Source organism: Streptomyces sp. CBMA291 (assembly GCF_014596525.1).
In the GTDB taxonomy this organism is placed as follows: Bacteria; Actinomycetota; Actinomycetes; order Streptomycetales; family Streptomycetaceae; genus Streptomyces.
In genome coordinates this window covers 14,944-33,203 of the sequence record NZ_MSJP01000083.1, presented here as the reverse complement: position 1 = coordinate 33,203, position 18,260 = coordinate 14,944, and the positions used below count along the sequence as shown (strand labels likewise).

Below are 18,260 nucleotides of genomic sequence, written 5' to 3'. Positions count from 1 at the left end.
CCGTGCTGTTACCGGTTCATTCCCTTGATCCGGATATGGCCCCGTTCTACCCTTGCTCCTTTGGAGGTGCCCCGTGCTGGGTCCCGTGATCCTCGCCGCGTCGCGCAGCGACAAGATGCGCCGTTTCGTTTCGGCTGCGCCCGGGACCAAGCAGGTCGTCGCCCGCTTCATCGCCGGCGAGAAGGTCGACCACGTCGTCCCGATCGTCCAGGAACTGAGCGACCGCGGCCTGGAGGTCACGCTCGACGTCGTCGGTGAGGACATCACCACCGTCGAGCAGTCGTACGCCGCCCGTGACGCCTACCTGGAGCTCATCGGGCGCCTCAAGGAGCTGGGCCTCGGCGAGCGCGCCGAGATGTCCGTCAAGCTGTCGATGTTCGGCCAGTCGCTGGAGAACGGGCACGAGCTGGCCCTCTCCAACGTCCGCCCGGTCGTCGAGGCCGCCGCCGAGATCGGCACCACGGTCACCCTGGACGCCGAGGACCACACCACCCTCGACTCGATGTTCGCCATCCACGAGGAGCTGCGGAAGGACTTCCCGCAGACCGGCTGCGTCATCCAGGCCTACCTGTTCCGCACCGAGGACGACGCCCGTCGCCTCGCCGCGAACGGTTCCCGGGTGCGGATCGTGAAGGGCGCCTACAAGGAGCCCGCCTCCGTCGCCATCCAGGAGAAGCCCGAGATCGACAAGGCGTACGTCCGGATCCTGAAGATCCTGATGGACGGCGAGGGCTACCCGATGATCGGCTCGCACGACCCGCGCCTGATCGCCATCGGCCAGGAGCTGGCCCGTCGCGCCGGCCGCAAGCTGGACCAGTACGAGTTCCAGATGCTGTACGGCATCCGCAGCGAGGAGCAGCACCGCCTCGCCGCCGAGGGCCACCGCATGCGCGTGTACACGGCCTACGGCACCGACTGGTACGGCTACTTCATGCGCCGTCTCGCGGAGAAGCCGGCCAACCTGCTCTTCTTCGGCCGCTCCATCCTCACCAAGGGCTGAGCCCACCACCCCTCAGAAGGAGTTACGCGACTCATGGACGCTGTCACCCAGGTCCCCGCTCCGGTCAACGAGCCGGTGCACAGCTACGCCCCCGGCTCGCCCGAGCGTGCCCGCCTTGAGATCAAGCTCAAGGAGCTGGCCGAGAACCCGCGCGAGCTGCCGATGACCATCGGCGGCGTGAAGCGCCTCGGCGGCGGCGAAGAGTTCAAGGTCGTCCAGCCGCACAATCACAAGGCGGTCATCGGCACCTTCCGCGGCGCCACCGAGCAGGACGCCCAGGACGCCATCGACGCGGCCCTGGCCGCCGCTCCGGCCTGGCGCGCGATGTCCTTCGACGACCGCGCCGCGATCATCCTGCGCGCCGCCGAGCTGCTGGCCGGCCCGTGGCGCGAGACGCTGGCCGCGTCCACCATGCTCGGCCAGTCGAAGACCGCCCAGCAGGCCGAGATCGACACCCCGTGCGAGCTCGTCGACTTCTGGCGCTTCAACGTGGCGTACGCCCGCCAGATCCTGGCCGAGCAGCCCCCGGCCAACTCGCCGGGCGTGTGGAACCGTCTGGACCACCGCCCGCTCGAAGGCTTCGTCTACGCGATCACGCCGTTCAACTTCACGGCCATCGCGGGCAACCTGCCCACCGCCCCCGCCCTCATGGGCAACGTGGTGGTCTGGAAGCCGTCCCCGACGCAGACCCACTCCGCCGTGCTCCTCATGGAGCTTCTGGAGGAGGCCGGCCTGCCGAAGGGCGTCATCAACCTGGTGACCGGCGACGGCATCGCCGTCTCCGAGGTGGCCCTGAACCACCGCGACCTCGCGGGCATCCACTTCACCGGTTCGACCCGGACCTTCCAGCACCTGTGGAAGACCGTCGGCAACAACATCGAGAAGTACCGCTCGTACCCGCGGATCGTCGGCGAGACCGGCGGCAAGGACTTCGTCGTCGCCCACCCCAGCGCCGACCGCGCCATCCTGAAGACCGCCCTGACCCGCGGCTCCTTCGAGTTCCAGGGCCAGAAGTGCTCCGCGTCCTCGCGTGCGTACGTCCCGGCGTCCATCTGGAACGACGGCTTCAAGGAGGAGTTCGCCGCTGAGATCGACGGCATCACCATGGGTGACGTCACCGATCTGTCGAACTTCATCGGCGCCGTCATCGACGAGCGCTCGTTCGCCAAGAACAAGGCCGCGATCGACCGTGCGACCGCCGACCCGAGCTGCACGATCATCGCCGGTGGCACCTACGACGACTCGGTGGGCTACTTCGTCCGCCCGACCGTCATCGAGTGCTCCGACCCGGAGAACGAGGTCTTCAAGGCCGAGTACTTCGGCCCGATCCTCGCCATCCACGTCTACGACGACAGTTCTGCCGAGAAGTACGACGAGATGCTGACCCAGATGGAGTCGGTCTCGGACTACGCCCTCACCGGCTCGGTCATCTCCGGCGACCGCGCCGCGGCCGCGTACACGATGGAGAAGCTCCGCTTCGCGGCGGGCAACTTCTACATCAACGACAAGTCGACCGGTGCCGTCGTCGGCCAGCAGCCCTTCGGTGGCGGCCGCGCGTCGGGCACCAACGACAAGGCCGGTGCCCCCCAGAACCTGATGCGCTGGACGCTGACCCGCGCCATCAAGGAGACCCTGGTTCCGCCGACCGAGTACGGCTACCCGCACATGGGCTGACGCCCTCCCGCCGCCCTCGGGCGGCACAGACCACCGCCCGCCTTCCCGGTCCCCCAACCGGGAAGGCGGGCGGTTCCCATTTCCCCGGGGCCACCGCTTCTTCCGGGGCGGTTCCGTGTCCGGCAGGGGCGGACCCGTGCGTGAGACGCTGGGATCATGCTTCTGCGGACCGCCCCCACCCACCGGCTCGGCGCCGACCGGCTCCGGGCCGTACGGACCCTGCTCGACGAGGCCTTCGAGGGGGACTTCTCCGAGGACGACTGGGACCACGCCCTCGGCGGGGTCCACGTCTGGGCCGAGGACGAGCGGGGGATCGCCGCCCACGGGGCCGTCGTCCAGCGACGCCTGCTGCACCGGGGCCGCTCGTACCGCGTCGGATACGTCGAAGGGGTCGCCGTCCGGGCCGACCTGCGCCGACAGGGACTCGGCGGCGCCGTGATGGCCGAGCTGGAACGGATCATCGAGGGAACGCACCACTTCGGGGCCCTCTCCGCGTCCCGGGCGGGCGCCGCGCTCTACCGGGCGCGCGGCTGGTGGACCTGGCCGGGACACATCGAGGTGCTCACGCCCTCGGGAACCGTCAGGCTCGCCGAGGAGGAGGGCTCCGTCTTCCTGCGCCCGACGCCCGGACGCGAACGGCCCGACCCGGCAGCCGCCCTCGTCTTCGACTGGCGGGACGGGGACGTGACCTGAGGGCGGGGGACGGTCAGAGGGTGCCGGGCCGGGGGCCTGAGGGGGTTGGTACGGACTCCGGCGGCTTCGCCGTCTCAGATAGTAGGAAGTCCGAGTAATTGTGGAGACAGATGCGGTCTCCTGCCCTAGCTTTGTAGAAGCCGAACGTCTCGCTTCATCAGCGAATGGCGGTCGAGAGCGCGATGCCCTTCGAGCAGGTAACCCCTGTGGCCGCGCTCCCCGCCCCCTCCGGCGCCTTCGATCACCTCTGATCTCCGTTGATCACCACGGATCTCCGCTGATCTCCGTACGTCCGGATCACCACCGATCCCAAGGAGTCGATCCCCATGGCCGCTCAGCCCACCCGTCGCGTCCGCCACTCCGCCGGCCGTCCCAGCGACGACGCCCGCCAGAACGCCGCCGCCGCCCTCCAGCGCGCCCTCGACCGCCGTGACAACGGCGGATCCACCGGCCACTGACACGGGCCACTGACACGAGCCACTGGCGCGGGCCGCTGACACCGGCCGCCGACATCGGCCTCCCCGCCGGTCGACCGGCTTCATTGGTCCACATGGTGGACGTAGTCGTGTCAGACCGTGGGACGGAGAGTAGGGTGCCGACATGTCTCACAGCATCAATCTCGCAGTCATTCCCGGCGACGGCATCGGCCAGGAGGTCGTGGCCGAGGGCCTCAAGGTCCTCGCGGCCGTCCTTCCCCAGGACGTGAAGCTGGAGACCGAGGAATACGACTTCGGTGCCAAGCGCTACCACGCCACCGGTGAGACCCTCACCGACGCCGACCTCGACTCCCTCAAGAAGCACGACGCCATCCTGCTGGGCGCCATCGGCGACCCGTCGGTGCCCTCCGGCGTCCTGGAGCGGGGCTTCCTGCTCAAGCTCCGCTTCGCCTTCGACCATCATGTGAACCTGCGCCCCTCGAAGCTGCTCCCCGGCGTGGCCACCCCGCTCGCCGGTGAGCCCGCGATCGACTTCGTCGTGGTCCGCGAGGGCACCGAGGGCCCGTACACCGGCAACGGCGGCACCATCCGCAAGGGCACCCCGCACGAGGTCGCCACCGAGGTCTCGGTCAACACCGCCTTCGGTGTCGAGCGAGTCGTCCGGGACGCCTTCGCCCGCGCCCAGGCCCGCCCGCGCAAGAAGCTCACGCTGGTCCACAAGAACAACGTGCTGACCTTCGCCGGGCACCTCTGGACGAACATCTTCGAGACGGTCGCGGCCGAGTTCCCCGAGGTCACCACCGACTACCTGCACGTCGACGCGGCGACGATCTTCCTCGTCACCGACCCGGCGCGCTTCGACGTGATCGTCACCGACAACCTCTTCGGCGACATCATCACCGACCTCGCCGCGGCCGTCTCCGGCGGCATCGGCGTCGCCGCCTCGGGCAACATCAACCCGAGCCGCGAGTTCCCGTCCATGTTCGAGCCGGTCCACGGCTCCGCGCCGGACATCGCGGGCCAGGGCAAGGCCGACCCCACGGCCACCGTCCTCTCCGTCGCCCTCCTGCTGCGCCACCTCGGTCACGAGGCCGAGGCCACCCGGGTCGAGGAGGCCGTCGCGGCCGACCTCACCGAGCGCGGCGACAGCGTCCGCGGCACGCGGGAGATCGGCGACGCGCTCGCCGCGCGAGTAGCGAGCTGACCCGCGCCGACTGACATCCTCAGCAGCCGTCGGGTCGCCCCAGCGCCCGGCGGCTGCCCCCTTGTGCGGTCACCGGGCGACATCCTCTGAATTCGGACCGTGTCACCCGTTTCACCCAGCGGTCCCCGCGAGCGATAATCGAACGTGGGGCCGCGGCATGCGGGCATGCTCGGACGTCCGGTGCGCCGGGGACAGCCGTCCCCCGGCGACGAGGGCGTACGCGCGCGGTCCTGCCCATACAACCGGTGAAGGACACGCACTCATGACGACGCCCACGATCGAGCTGAAGCCCACCTCCACCCCGCTCTCCGCGGCGGAGCGCGAGGCGATCCTGGCCAACCCGGGATTCGGACGCCACTTCACCGACCACATGGTCACCATCCGGTGGACCGAGGCGCAGGGCTGGCACGACGCCCAGCTCGTCCCGTACGGTCCGCTCGCCCTCGACCCGGCCACCAACGTCCTGCACTACGCGCAGGAGATCTTCGAGGGGCTCAAGGCCTACCGCCGCCCCGACGGCTCGGTCGCCAGCTTCCGCCCGGACGCCAACGCGCGCCGCTTCGTCGCCTCCGCCCGCCGGCTCGCCATGCCCGAGCTGCCCGTCGAGACCTTCGTCGAGGCCTGTGACGCCCTCGTCCGGCAGGACAAGGAGTGGGTCCCGGAGCACGGCGGCGAGGCCTCGCTCTACCTGCGCCCCTTCATGATCGCGACGGAGGTCGGTCTCGGCGTCCGCCCGGCGAACGAGTACCTCTTCGTCGTCATCGCCTCCCCGGCGGGCCCGTACTTCCCCGGCGGCGTGAAGCCCGTCTCCATCTGGCTCTCGGAGAACCGCGTCCGCGCCGTCCCCGGCGGCGTCGGCGACGCCAAGACCGGCGGCAACTACGCCGCCTCCCTGCTCGCCCAGGCCGAAGCCGCCGAGAAGGGCTGCGACCAGGTCGCCTACCTCGACGCCGTGGAGCACAAGTGGGTCGAGGAGCTGGGCGGCATGAACCTGTACTTCGTGTACGGGAACAAGCTGATCACCCCCACCCTCACCGGTTCGCTGCTCGCGGGCATCACCCGTGACTCGCTGCTCGCCCTGGCGGCCGATCTCGGTCTGGAGCCGGAGGAGGGCCGCGTCTCCATCGACCAGTGGCAGGCCGACTCCGCGAACGGCACCCTCACCGAGGTCTTCGCCTGCGGCACCGCCGCCGTGATCACCCCCGTCGGCACGGTCAAGTCCGAGCGCGGCGAGTGGAAGCAGTCCGGCGGCGAGCCCGGCGAGATCACCATGAAGCTGCGTGAGGCGCTGCTCGCCGTCCAGACCGGCAAGACCGAGGACAAGCACGGCTGGATGCACGAGCTGGGCTGACGGACCCCGCCCCCTCGCTCTCCGACACGCCCCCGGACGCACACCGCGCCGGGGGCTCCGTCGTATCCGGTGGCGCCCGGCCGTGAGCGGGCTCCGTCGCATCCGGGGACGCCGGACCGCGTACTTGGTGACGCCCGGCCGCGTACTTGGTGACGCCCGGCCGCGTACTTGGTGACGCCCGGCCGCGTACCCGGGGACGCCCGGCCGCGCGTGCGCGTCGCCCTGTCCGGTGCCACCCCGCCACCGCCCCACCCCCTTGGAATCCGTCGTTCCGGGATTTAGAGTGGCACTCAAATCCATGCAGGCCAGTGCAGGAGGTGCCCGGGGCAATGCGACTGACCCCTACGGAACGCGACCGGTTGCTGCTCTTCGGAGCCGCCGAACTCGCCCGCGCCCGCCGGGCCCGGGGCCTGCGGCTCAACGTCCCCGAGGCCACCGCCCTCATCGCCGACACCGTCTGCGAGGCGGCCCGCGACGGCAGGCGGCTCGCCGAGGCGATCGAGGCGGCCCGCGCGGTCCTCGGCCCCGACGACGTCCTCCCCGGCGTCGCCGACGTGGTCACCGAGGTCCAGGTGGAGGCCGTCTTCGACGACGGCTCCCGGCTCGCGATCGTCTCCGACCCCATCGGCGGCGGCGGACTCGGCCCGGCGGCCCCCGGCGCGCTGCTCCCCGGCCCCGGCCACCCGGAGGACGAACCGGCGCTCACCCTCCTCGTACGGAACACGGCCGCCGTCCCCGTCAGCGTCACCTCCCACTTCCACTTCTTCGAGGCCAACCCCCGGCTTGACTTCGACCGCGCCGCCGCCTACGGCATGCGCCTCGCCGTCCCCGCCGGAGCCTCCTTCCGCTTCGACCCGGGCGGCGCGGCGGAGGTCGGACTCGTGCCGATCGGCGGCGCCCGCGTCGCCATCGGCTTCGCGGGCCTGGTCGACGGCCCCCTCGACGCACCCGGCGCGAAGGAAGAGGCCCTGCGCCGTGCGCGGGCGTGCGGCTATCTGGGCAGCACCCCTCCGGAAGGCGGCGCCCCTCCAGAAGGCAGCACCCCTCCGGAAGGCGGCACCGCAGGAACAGGCGCCGCAGCAATCGGCACCGCAGGAACAGGCGCCCCGCGAACCGGCACCCCGGCGACCGGCGCCGCAGGAAGCGAGGACGAGTGATGGACCCCTACGAGTACGCCTCCGTGCACGGCCCCCGCGCCGGCGACCGGGTCGTCCTGGGCGATTCCGGGCTCGTCGTCCGGGTCGAGTCCGACTCCCAGAAGCCGGGCGACGAGTTCCTGGCCGGTTTCGGCAAGACCGCCCGCGACGGACTGCACCTCAAGGCCGCCGCCGTCCGCGAGACCTGTGACGTCGTCATCAGCAACGTCCTGGTGATCGACGCCGTCCAGGGCATCCGCAAGACGTCGATCGGCATCCGCGAGGGCCGTATCCACGCGATCGGACGGGCCGGGAACCCCGACACCCTCGACGGGGTGGACGTCGTCGTCGGCACCGGCACCTCGATCGTCTCCGGCGAGGGCCTCATCGCCACCGCCGGGGCCATCGACACCCATGTGCACCTGCTCTCGCCCCGGATCATGGAAGCCTCGCTCGCCAGCGGCGTCACCACCGTCATCGGCCAGGAGTTCGGCCCCGTCTGGGGAGTGGGCGTGAACTCGCCCTGGGCGCTCCGGCACGCGTTCAACGCCTTCGACGCCTGGCCGGTCAACATCGGCTTCCTGGCCCGGGGCTCCTCCTCGGACCCGGCGCCGCTGGTCGAGGCCCTCGCCGAGGGCGGCGCGTCCGGCTTCAAGGTCCACGAGGACATGGGCGCCCACACCCGCGCCCTCGACACCGCCCTGCGGGTCGCGGAGGAGTACGACGTCCAGGTCGCCCTGCACAGCGACGGGCTCAACGAATGCCTCTCCGTCGAGGACACCCTCCGCGTCCTGGAGGGGCGGACCATCCACGCCTTCCACATCGAGGGCTGCGGCGGCGGACACGTCCCCAACGTCCTGCGGATGGCGGGCGTCCCGAACGTCATCGGCTCCTCCACCAACCCCACCCTGCCCTTCGGCCGGGACGCCGTCGCCGAGCACTACGGGATGATCGTCTCCGTCCACGACCTGAAGACCGACCTGCCCGGCGACGCCGCCATGGCCCGCGACCGGATCAGGGCCGGGACCATGGGCGCCGAGGACGTCCTGCACGACCTCGGCGCCATCGGGATCACCTCCTCCGACGCGCAGGGGATGGGCCGGGCGGGCGAGACCGTGCGCCGGACCTTCGCCATGGCCGGGAAGATGAAGGCCGAGCGCGGCCCCCTGGAGGACGACGGACCGCACGACGACAACGCACGCGTCCTGCGCTACCTCGCCAAGCTCACCGTCAACCCGGCGATCGCCCACGGCCTCGCGCACGAGGTCGGCTCCATCGAGACCGGCAAGCTCGCCGACATCGTGCTGTGGCGGCCGGAGTTCTTCGGCGCGAAGCCGCAGCTGGTGCTGAAGTCCGGCTTCCCCGCGTACGGAGTGGTGGGCGACCCGAACGCCGCCACCGACTCCTGCGAACCGCTCGTCCTCGGCCCGCAGTTCGGCGCCCACGGCGCCACCGCCGCCGACCTCTCCGTGGCGTTCGTCGCGCGGGCGGCCGTCGACCTCGGCGCCGACCTGATGCCGACCCGCCGCCGCCGCGTCCCCGTGCGCGGCACCCGGGGCATCGGCCCCGCCGACCTGCGGCTTAACTCCCGGGTCGGCGACGTCCAGGTCGACGGCCGCTCCGGACTCGTCTCCCTCGACGGCGACCCGCTCCGCTCCGCGCCCGCCGACTCCGTCTCCCTCAACCGCCTCTACTTCCTCTGACACCCGCCCGGCCCCGTACCCCCAAGGACCCGCCCCATGACCTTCCGCATGCCCGCCGAGTGGGCGCCCCACGAGCGCACCTGGATGGCCTGGCCCAGCCCCAACGCGACCTTCGCCGACCCGGCGGCACTGGCCCGCGCCCGTACCGCCTGGGCGGCGGTGGCCCGCGCCGTACGCCGCTTCGAACCGGTCACGATGGTCGTCCCGCCCGGCGGGACGGAAGAGGCCCGCGCCCTCCTCGGCCCCGACGTCGAGCTGGTCGAGCGGGAACTCGACGACGCCTGGATGCGGGACATCGGCCCCACCTTCGTCACGAACGGCACCCGGCTCTCCGCCGTCGACTGGGTGTTCAACGGCTGGGGTGCCCAGGACTGGGCCCGCTGGGAGCACGACTCCGCGATCGCCCGCGAGGTCGCCGACCTGGCAGGCGTCCCCGTACTGCCGTCCCCGCTGGTCAACGAGGGCGGCGCGATCCACGTCGACGGCGAGGGCACGGTCCTGCTGACCGAGACCGTCCAGCTCGGCGCGGGCCGCAACCCCGACTGGACCCGCGAGCGCGTCGAGGAGGAGATCCACGCCAAGCTGGGCACCACCGAGGCGATCTGGCTCCCGCACGGCCTCACCGCCGACTACGGCCGCTACGGCACCCAGGGCCACGTCGACATCGTCGCCGCCTTCGCCCGCCCCGGCACCGTCCTCGTCCACAGCCAGCAGGACTCGGCCCACCCCGACTTCGAGCGCTCCCGCACCCACGTCGAGCTGCTGCGCGGCCGGACCGACGCCCGGGGCCGCCCCCTGGAGGTCGTCGAGGTCCCCGCGCCCACCGTCCTCAAGGACGAGGAAGGCGACTGGGTCGACTACTCCTACATCAACCACTACCTGTGCGAAGGCGCCGTGATCCTCTGCGCCTTCGACGACCCGCACGACGAACGGGCGGCCGCGATCTTCCGCCGTCTCTTCCCCGAACGGGAGGTCGTCCTCGTGGACGCCCGTGCCGTCTTCGCCGCCGGAGGAGGCATCCACTGCATCACCCAGCAGCAGCCGAAGCCCTGACCCATCCTGTAGAACGATACGAGTGAGTCAGAGCAGCAACCCCTCCCGGCGGCGCCACCAGGCCGCGCCGCCCCGCGAGGACGTCCTCGCCGCCGCCATGGACACCATCGCCGCGCACGGACTCGACGGCCTCACCATGGCCGGGCTCGGCCGCCGGGTCGGCATGAGCAGCGGGCACCTGCTCTACTACTTCCGCACCAAGGACGAGCTGCTCCTGCGGACCCTGGAGTGGAGCGAAGGACGCCTCGGGACCGAGCGGGACGCCCTGCTGTCCCGCCCGGGGACCGTCCGCGCGCGACTCGACGCGTACGTGGACCTGTACGTGCCCGACGGGCCCGGCGACCCGCACTGGACGCTCTGGCTTGAGGTCTGGAACCGCTCGCGGAACGCCGCCGCCGACGCCCGCGCGCGCCAGGCGTCCATCGAGGGGTCCTGGCACCACGATCTGGTCACGCTGCTCACCGAGGGCATCGCGCGCGGCGAGTTCCGCCCCGTCGACACCGGCCGCTTCGCCGCCCGCACCAGGGCCCTCCTCGACGGCTTCAGCGTCCATGTCGCCGTCGGACTGCCCGGCACCGGAAGGGCCAGGGTCCTCGACCACGTACGGGAGTTCCTGGACGAGGAACTGTCGGCCCGCCCGTGAACCACCGGCCCGCGCCCGTGCCGCCCACCGGTTCGCGACCGTGCCCCCCCACCCTCCCTCACCGGCCCGCGCCCGCGCCGCCCGCACATGGGCGACGGGACGAGCTGCCCGTATCGTGAGATCGGCGTCCCCCCGCGCCGTCACCTGTGTCAGACTTCCGGCGTGCTTGCTACCACGATGATTATCGGCAGCAGCGCGCCGGTCCGCAGTGACCGCTGAAGCGTGGAAAGACCCCCACGCAGGCGGACATCGTGCCCCAGACCCGCGCGCAGACCTCTCGCACCCGCGAGGGGTTTTTTCGTTTTCCGGCCCCACCCACGCCGGAAACGGACGGCGCGTGAGAATGGGGGCAAGTGGATCCAGACCTTCCGGAGCCACATCCGACAGGAGCCATCACAGTCATGACCACGGAGAACGCCGGGGGCACGAGCCTCGACGACAGCTTCCATGTCTTCGACACGACGCTGCGCGACGGGGCGCAGCGTGAAGGCATCAACCTCACCGTCGCGGACAAGCTCACCATCGCCCGCCACCTCGACGAGTTCGGCGTCGGCTTCATCGAGGGCGGCTGGCCCGGCGCCAACCCGCGCGACACGGAGTTCTTCGCCCGCGCCCGGCAGGAGATCGCGTTCAAGAACGCGCAGCTCGTCGCCTTCGGCGCCACCCGCAGGGCCGGAGCGCGCGCCGCCGAGGACCCGCAGGTCAAGGCCCTCCTCGACTCCGGCGCCCCGGTCGTCACCCTCGTCGCCAAGTCGCACGACCGGCATGTCGAGCTGGCCCTGCGCACCACCCTGGACGAGAACCTGGAGATGGTCCGCGACACCGTCGCCCACCTCCGCTCCCAGGGCCGCCGCGTCTTCGTCGACTGCGAGCACTTCTTCGACGGCTACAAGGCCAACCCCGACTACGCCAAGGCCGTCGTCCGCGCCGCGCACGAGGCGGGCGCCGAGGTCGTCATCCTCTGCGACACCAACGGCGGCATGCTGCCCGCCCAGGTCCAGGCGGTCGTCGCCACCGTCCTCGCCGACACCGGCGCCCGGCTCGGCATCCACGCCCAGGACGACACCGGTTGCGCGGTCGCCAACACCCTCGCCGCCGTCGACGCGGGCGCCACCCACGTCCAGTGCACCGCCAACGGCTACGGCGAGCGGGTCGGCAACGCCAACCTGTTCCCCGTCGTCGCAGCCCTGGAGCTCAAGTACGGCAAGAAGGTGCTGCCCGAAGGCGCCCTCGCCGAGATGACCAGGATCTCGCACGCCATCGCCGAGGTCGTCAACCTCACCCCCTCCACCCACCAGCCGTACGTCGGCGTCTCCGCCTTCGCCCACAAGGCCGGACTGCACGCCTCGGCCATCAAGGTCGACCCCGACCTCTACCAGCACATCGACCCCGAACTCGTCGGCAACACCATGCGGATGCTGGTCTCCGACATGGCGGGGCGCGCCTCCATCGAACTCAAGGGCAAGGAACTCGGCGTCGACCTCGGCGGCGACCGCGAACTCATCGGCCGGGTCGTCGCCCGGGTCAAGGAGCGCGAACTCAAGGGCTACACGTACGAGGCCGCCGACGCCTCCTTCGAGCTGCTGCTGCGTCAGGAGGCCGAGGGCCGGGCCCGCCGCTACTTCCGTACGGAGTCCTGGCGGGCCATCGTCGAGGACCGCCCCGACGGCGTCCACGCCAACGAGGCCACCGTGAAGCTCTGGGCCAAGGGCGAGCGGATCGTGGCCACCGCCGAGGGCAACGGCCCGGTCAACGCCCTCGACCGGGCGCTGCGGGTCGCCCTGGAGCGGATCTACCCGCAGCTCGCCAAGTTCGAGCTGACCGACTACAAGGTCCGCATCCTCGAAGGACGCCACGGCACCGAGTCCACCACCCGGGTCCTGGTCACCACCAGCGACGGCAACACCGAGTGGTCCACGGTCGGCGTCGCCGAGAACGTGATCGCCGCCTCCTGGCAGGCCCTTGAGGACGCCTTCACCTACGGCCTGCTCCGGGCGGGCGTCGAACCGGCGGAGTAGCCGGGGGAGCAACCGGCGGGGTGACCGGTGGGGGAGCCGGTGGGGGCACGGGCCGCCGAGGTGCCGACGGCCGGGGCGCGGGCGGCCGGAGCACCGACGGCCGAGGCGCGGGCGGCCGAGGTGCCGGAAGGGTAACCGCCGGTACCTCCCGCCATGCCCCGTTCGGCGCCGTTCGGGTAGCGTCGGACCATGAGGACCAGGCCGCTCACCGTTTCGTCGGCCCTCGCCGGGCTGACACTGCTCCTGCTCCTGGTCCTGGCCCCCACCGCGGGGGCCGGGACCACGGGCCTCTCCGACGCGGCAGCCGCCCTGAGACAGGGGCCGGTGTACGTCGACCCGGGCGCGGCCGGCCAGCTGTCCAAGGCCGAGGCCGACGCCCTCGCGAAGAAGATCAAGGACGCGGGCAAGCCGCTGTTCGTCGCGGTCCTCCCGGCGAACGCCCAGTTCCCGCCGGAGAACCTCCTCGCCGACCTGCGGACCAGGACCGGCGTCACCGGTCTGTACGCCGTCCGCCTCGGCGGCGGCTTCGACGCGGGCGCCGACCGGGCGGTCATGCCCTCGCGGGCGGTCCGCAACCTCGTCACCGCCGTCCGGGCCCCCGGCGTCGACACGGCCACCGAGCTGAACGACTTCGTCGACCAGGCCCTGCCCTCCCTGCGTGGCTCCGCCCCCGCGAGCTGGGGTGCAGGCGGCGGGGACTCGGGGACCCCGGTCGCCGGGCTCGCCGTCCTCGGCGGGGTCGTCGTCGCGGGCGGTGCGGGCGCCTACGCGATCACGCGCCGCAACCGGCGGCGCAAGGAGGCCGAGGAGCGCGCCGCCCTCGACCGGCTCAGGGTCGTCGTGGACGAGGACATCACCGCCTTCGGCGAGGAACTCGACCGGCTCGACTTCCACCCGGGCGAGCCCGGCGCCGACGACGCCATGCGCGGAGACTACGAGCGCGCTCTCGACTCCTACGACCGGGCCAAGTCCCTGATGGCCTCGGCCGCCCGGCCGCGTGACGTCCGGGGCGTCACCGAGACCCTGGAGGACGGCCGCTACTCCCTCGCCGTCCTCGCGGCCCGCCGTGAGCACCGCCCGCTTCCCGAGCGCAGGGCCCCCTGCTTCTTCGACCCGCGCCACGGCCCCTCCACCGTGGACCGGGTCTGGACCCCGGCCGGCGGCGCCGCCCGCGAGGTCCCGGTCTGCGCCGCCGACGCGGCCAGGCTCGACGACGGCCTCGACCCGCACGCCCGCACGGTCGAGACGGACGCGGGCCGCCGCCCCTACTGGGAGGCGGGCCCCGCCTACGGCCCCTGGGCGGGCGGCTACTTCGGCGGCGGCATGCTCCCGGGGCTGCTGATGGGCACGGTCCTCGGCTCGATGCTCGCCACCCCGGCGTACGCCTCCGAGTACGGCGGCGGGGACTTCCAGGGCGGCGACTTCTCCGGCGCCGACTTCTCCCCGTCGGACTTCGGCGGTGACGGCTTCGGCGACGGCGGGGGCTTCGGCGGCGGCGACTTCGGCGGTGGCGGTGGCGGCGGCTTCGACGGCGGGGGCGGGTTCTAGGGCCCCGCTCCACGCGAAACAGGGCGTCCCCGCATCCCGTAAGGGAAGCGGGGACGCCCTGCGCGTGTCCGACGCCCGACGCCCGGTGTCCGACGCCCGGTGGCCGAGGTCAGGCGGTCGGGGTCAGGCGTCCGGTGCCCGGCGGTGTGGGCCGGATCAGGCGGCGTTCTTGATCGCGGAGATGTCGAAGTTCAGCTTGACCTTGTCGCTGACCATCACGCCACCGGTCTCCAGGGCCGCGTTCCAGGTCAGACCCCACGCGGAGCGCAGGATCTCGGCGGAGCCCTCGAAGCCGACGCGCTCGTTGCCGTAGACGTCGGTCGCCGAGCCGTTGAACTCCAGGTCGATGGAGAGCGGCTTGGTGACGTCCTTGATGGTCAGGTCGCCGGTGATGCGGTAGGTGTCGCCACCGAGCTGCTCGGCGGTGGTCGAGCGGAAGGTCATCAGCGGGAACTGCTCGGCGTCGAAGAAGTCGCCGCTGCGCAGGTGCCCGTCACGGTCGCCGATGCCGGTGTCGATGGAGGCGATCTTCACCTCGATGGAGGCGGTGGAGACGGCGGGGTTCTTGCCGTCCAGCTTCAGCGCGCCCTCGTACTCGGAGAAGGTGCCGCGGACGTTGGTGACCATCGCGTGGCGGACGGTGAAGCCGATGCTGCTGTGCGCCGGGTCGATCGTGTAGTCGCCGGTCAGGGCGGCGAGCGCCGGGTCCACGGGGCGGGCGGCGGTGGTGGCGGTGGACGCGTTGCTCTTGCGGTTGAAGAGACCCATGACTGACTGCTCCTTGATCGGAATGGTGGTGCCGATCGGATCGGCGCTTGTTGAACCTTCAACGAGAATGACTGTAGACCCATTCCGTTCAACTTTCAACCTTCCTTGGATTCGGGCGCTTCGGGCGGGCCGGATGCCGGATGCCGGGCGACGAGCCTCGGGGGCGGGGGTGGGGGCGCGCGAGCAGGGGAGGGGGGCGCTCAGGCGCATTCGCCCGGAGAGGAGGGCGCCGGGCGCCGACGCCCCCTTCCGGACGCACGGAGAGCTGCGGCACCATCTCCCTGCGACCCCCGCCACGCGGGGTACTCGGCACCACCTGCACCGCCGTTCCCCTCACCGTCACGGTCATCAGCAGGAGGCACACCCGATGAAGATCCGCTCCGTCCTCACCGCGCTCGCCCTCGTCCTGGGCGCGCTCTTCGCGCCCGGTGTCGGCGTCCTCGCCGCGCCCGGCGAAGCCCACGCGGCGAGCAAGATCAGTCACGCCACCGCGACCTCGATGTTCCGCTCCTCCGGGATCACCTGGTCCTCGTCCGGCAACTGCTCCGACCGCAACGTCTCCACCTGCACGTCCTTCGACCAGCTCAACCTGGCCACCGCCCAGGGCGCCCAGACCCTCAAGAGCGCCGGAGGCTGCGCCCTCAACATCACCGGCGGCACCGAGACCGGGCACTCCAGCGGCACGTACTCCCACTGGAACGGCTACAAGCTCGACTTCGCCAAGGCCACCTGTCTGACCAACTACGTGAAGAACACGTTCACGTACATCGGCGTCCGGAGTGACGGTGCCCCGCAGTGGCAGTCCGGGGCGGGCAACGTCTACGCCGACGAGGGCAACCACTGGGATGTGATCTTCTACAACTGCGGCGGCTGCTGACCCGCGCCACCGCCTCCGGGAGCCCCCTGCGACCCGTCCCCTCGGGCAGGCCGCAGGGGGCTCTCCTGTGAGGGACCCTGTCAAGGGTGCTTAGAGGAACCGTACAAAGGCGAGGGGTCCTGGACTGTCGACTCAGGTCGATCAGGGGGTCCTTCTGTCCGTCCCCACCAGGAATCGACACGCGAGACTGTACGGAGTCGACGGCGGAGTTTTCTTGCCCGACTTCGTAGGGTCGATACATGACCGTTGTGGACCAGATCCCGAGCGAGCCCGTCGACTCCCGTGGCCGGGTAGCCGAACTGCGTGTCCTGCGCGAGCAGGCCCTCCAGGGGCCGAGCGCGCGGGCGACCGAGGCACAGCACGCGAAGGGCAAGCTGACCGCGCGCGAGCGGATCGAGCTGCTGCTCGACCCGGGTTCGTTCAACGAGGTCGAGCAGTTGCGCCGGCACCGCGCCCAGGGCTTCGGCCTGGAGGCGAAGAAGCCGTTCACGGACGGTGTGATCACCGGCTGGGGCACGGTGGAGGGCCGGACGGTCTTCGTGTACGCGCATGATTTCCGGATCTTCGGTGGTGCGCTGGGCGAGGCGCACGCGACGAAGATCCACAAGATCATGGACATGGCCATCGCGGCGGGTGCGCCGCTGGTCTCCCTGAACGACGGTGCGGGTGCCCGTATCCAGGAGGGTGTCTCGGCGCTCGCCGGTTACGGTGGCATCTTCCAGCGCAACACGCGTGCCTCGGGTGTGATCCCGCAGATCAGTGTGATGCTCGGCCCGTGCGCGGGTGGCGCGGCGTACAGTCCGGCGCTGACCGACTTCGTGTTCATGGTCCGTGAGACCTCGCAGATGTTCATCACGGGGCCGGATGTCGTCAAGGCGGTCACGGGTGAGGAGATCACCCAGAACGGTCTGGGCGGCGCCGACGTCCACGCGGGTGTCTCCGGTGTCTCGCACTTCGCGTACGACGACGAGGAGACCTGCATCGCCGAGGTCCGCTACCTCCTGTCGATGCTCCCGCAGAACAACCGAGAGAACCCCCCGGCCGTCGCCTCCGAGGACCCGGCCGACCGCCGCTCCGACGTCCTGCTCGACCTCGTGCCCGCCGACGGCAACCGCCCGTACGACATGCACAAGGTCATCGAGGAGCTCGTCGACGACGGCGACTACCTGGAGATCCACGAGCGCTGGGCCCGCAACATCATCTGCGCCCTGGCCCGGCTCGACGGTCAGGTCGTCGGCATCGTCGCCAACCAGCCCCAGACCCTCGCGGGCGTCCTGGACATCGAGGCCTCCGAGAAGGCGGCTCGCTTCGTCCAGATGTGCGACGCCTTCAACATCCCGATCGTCACCCTCCTGGACGTCCCCGGCTTCCTGCCGGGCGTCGACCAGGAGCACGGCGGGATCATCCGGCACGGCGCCAAGCTGCTCTACGCCTACTGCAACGCGACCGTGCCCCGGATCTCCCTCATCCTGCGCAAGGCGTACGGCGGTGCTTACATCGTCATGGACTCCCAGTCCATCGGTGCCGACCTCACCTACGCCTGGCCCACCAACGAGATCGCGGTGATGGGCGCCGAGGGCGCCGCCAACGTCATCTTCCGCAAGCAGATCGCCGAAGCGGAGGACCCCGAGGCCATGCGCACCCGCATGGTCAAGGAGTACAAGGCCGAACTGATGCACCCGTACTACGCGGCCGAGCGCGGTCTCGTCGACGACGTCATCGACCCCGCCGACACCCGCCAGGTCCTCATCAAGTCCCTCGCGATGCTCCGCACCAAGCACGCCGACCTGCCGTCCCGCAAGCACGGCAACCCGCCTCAGTAAGAGGAGTCATCCACGTGAGCACCCCTGCCAACCTTCTCCGCGTCGAGAAGGGCCACGCCGACCCCGAGGAGCTGGCCGCGATCACCGCGGTGCTGCTCGCCCGCGCCGCCGCCCGTGCCGACGAGGCCCCGACGGCGGACCACCACGGCCGCACCACGGCCCGCTGGCGCCGACTGGAGCGCGAGCACGGCTTCCGCGCCCCGCACAGCTGGCGCTGACCCCCGCACGCATCCCGTAGGGACCGCGTACGGATCGCGTACGCGTCCCGTACGGACCGCGTAGGGATCCCGTACGCGTCCCGTACGGCGAAGGGCCGGGCCCCGGTGAACACC

Annotated in this window: 15 protein-coding genes and 1 pseudogene; 15 read left to right on the top strand and 1 reads right to left on the bottom strand. The window is 71.3% G+C overall.

Annotated features, from left to right (window positions below):
* Positions 1 to 73 precede the first annotated feature (73 nt).
* From BU197_RS19850 to BU197_RS19800, 12 genes and pseudogenes are all read left to right on the top strand, one after another.
* Entirely contained in the window at positions 74 to 1,000 is a 927-nt protein-coding gene (locus BU197_RS19850; RefSeq protein WP_188269622.1) for a proline dehydrogenase family protein, read from the top strand.
* Positions 1,001 to 1,033: 33 nt separating this feature from the next.
* Positions 1,034 to 2,674, top strand: a complete 1,641-nt coding sequence (gene pruA / locus BU197_RS19845; RefSeq protein ID WP_188269621.1) for an L-glutamate gamma-semialdehyde dehydrogenase — start codon at positions 1,034 to 1,036, stop codon at positions 2,672 to 2,674.
* A gap of 156 nt (positions 2,675 to 2,830) precedes the next feature.
* A complete protein-coding gene (locus BU197_RS19840) occupies positions 2,831 to 3,367 on the top strand; it encodes a GNAT family N-acetyltransferase (protein WP_188269620.1) in 537 nt (178 codons plus the stop codon).
* 326 nt (positions 3,368 to 3,693) lie between these two features.
* Positions 3,694 to 3,825, top strand: a complete 132-nt coding sequence (locus BU197_RS31060; RefSeq protein ID WP_262928261.1) for a hypothetical protein — start codon at positions 3,694 to 3,696, stop codon at positions 3,823 to 3,825.
* 142 nt (positions 3,826 to 3,967) lie between these two features.
* Positions 3,968 to 5,008 (top strand): 3-isopropylmalate dehydrogenase, encoded by a 1,041-nt coding sequence (locus BU197_RS19835; protein ID WP_188269619.1) that lies wholly within the window; start codon positions 3,968 to 3,970, stop codon positions 5,006 to 5,008.
* A 262-nt stretch (positions 5,009 to 5,270) separates the two neighbouring features.
* Positions 5,271 to 6,359, top strand: coding sequence for a branched-chain amino acid aminotransferase (locus BU197_RS19830; RefSeq protein ID WP_188269618.1), 1,089 nt, complete (start codon positions 5,271 to 5,273; stop codon positions 6,357 to 6,359).
* Between the two features lie 329 nt (positions 6,360 to 6,688).
* Positions 6,689 to 7,363 (top strand): annotated as a pseudogene (gene ureA, locus BU197_RS19825) (urease subunit gamma); the annotation flags it as partial.
* 152 nt (positions 7,364 to 7,515) lie between these two features.
* Positions 7,516 to 9,198, top strand: a complete 1,683-nt coding sequence (locus tag BU197_RS19820) for an urease subunit alpha (RefSeq protein ID WP_188269616.1) — start codon at positions 7,516 to 7,518, stop codon at positions 9,196 to 9,198.
* A 36-nt stretch (positions 9,199 to 9,234) separates the two neighbouring features.
* Positions 9,235 to 10,251, top strand: a complete 1,017-nt coding sequence (locus BU197_RS19815; protein ID WP_188269615.1) for an agmatine/peptidylarginine deiminase — start codon at positions 9,235 to 9,237, stop codon at positions 10,249 to 10,251.
* A gap of 97 nt (positions 10,252 to 10,348) precedes the next feature.
* Complete coding sequence (locus BU197_RS19810; protein ID WP_188269764.1) at positions 10,349 to 10,894, top strand: TetR/AcrR family transcriptional regulator; 546 nt, start codon at positions 10,349 to 10,351, stop codon at positions 10,892 to 10,894.
* 401 nt (positions 10,895 to 11,295) lie between these two features.
* Positions 11,296 to 12,912, top strand: a complete 1,617-nt coding sequence (gene cimA, locus BU197_RS19805) for a citramalate synthase (protein ID WP_188269614.1) — start codon at positions 11,296 to 11,298, stop codon at positions 12,910 to 12,912.
* A 189-nt stretch (positions 12,913 to 13,101) separates the two neighbouring features.
* Entirely contained in the window at positions 13,102 to 14,460 is a 1,359-nt protein-coding gene (locus BU197_RS19800) for a hypothetical protein (protein ID WP_188269613.1), read from the top strand.
* Between the two features lie 156 nt (positions 14,461 to 14,616).
* Here BU197_RS19800 and BU197_RS19795 read toward each other — a convergent pair whose 3' ends face one another.
* Positions 14,617 to 15,228 carry a YceI family protein gene (locus BU197_RS19795; protein WP_188269612.1) on the bottom strand — a complete coding sequence of 204 codons (612 nt, stop codon included), beginning with the start codon at positions 15,226 to 15,228 and terminating at the stop codon, positions 14,617 to 14,619.
* Between the two features lie 367 nt (positions 15,229 to 15,595).
* On the opposite strand from BU197_RS19795, the gene BU197_RS19790 reads away from it, so the two are divergent.
* From BU197_RS19790 to BU197_RS19780, 3 genes are all read left to right on the top strand, one after another.
* On the top strand, positions 15,596 to 16,105 hold the full coding sequence (locus BU197_RS19790; protein ID WP_188269611.1) for a hypothetical protein: 510 nt from the start codon (positions 15,596 to 15,598) through the stop codon (positions 16,103 to 16,105).
* A gap of 239 nt (positions 16,106 to 16,344) precedes the next feature.
* Positions 16,345 to 17,928 (top strand): acyl-CoA carboxylase subunit beta, encoded by a 1,584-nt coding sequence (locus tag BU197_RS19785; RefSeq protein ID WP_188269610.1) that lies wholly within the window; start codon positions 16,345 to 16,347, stop codon positions 17,926 to 17,928.
* Positions 17,929 to 17,942: 14 nt separating this feature from the next.
* On the top strand, positions 17,943 to 18,146 hold the full coding sequence (locus tag BU197_RS19780; RefSeq protein ID WP_188269609.1) for an acyl-CoA carboxylase subunit epsilon: 204 nt from the start codon (positions 17,943 to 17,945) through the stop codon (positions 18,144 to 18,146).
* Positions 18,147 to 18,260 lie beyond the last annotated feature (114 nt).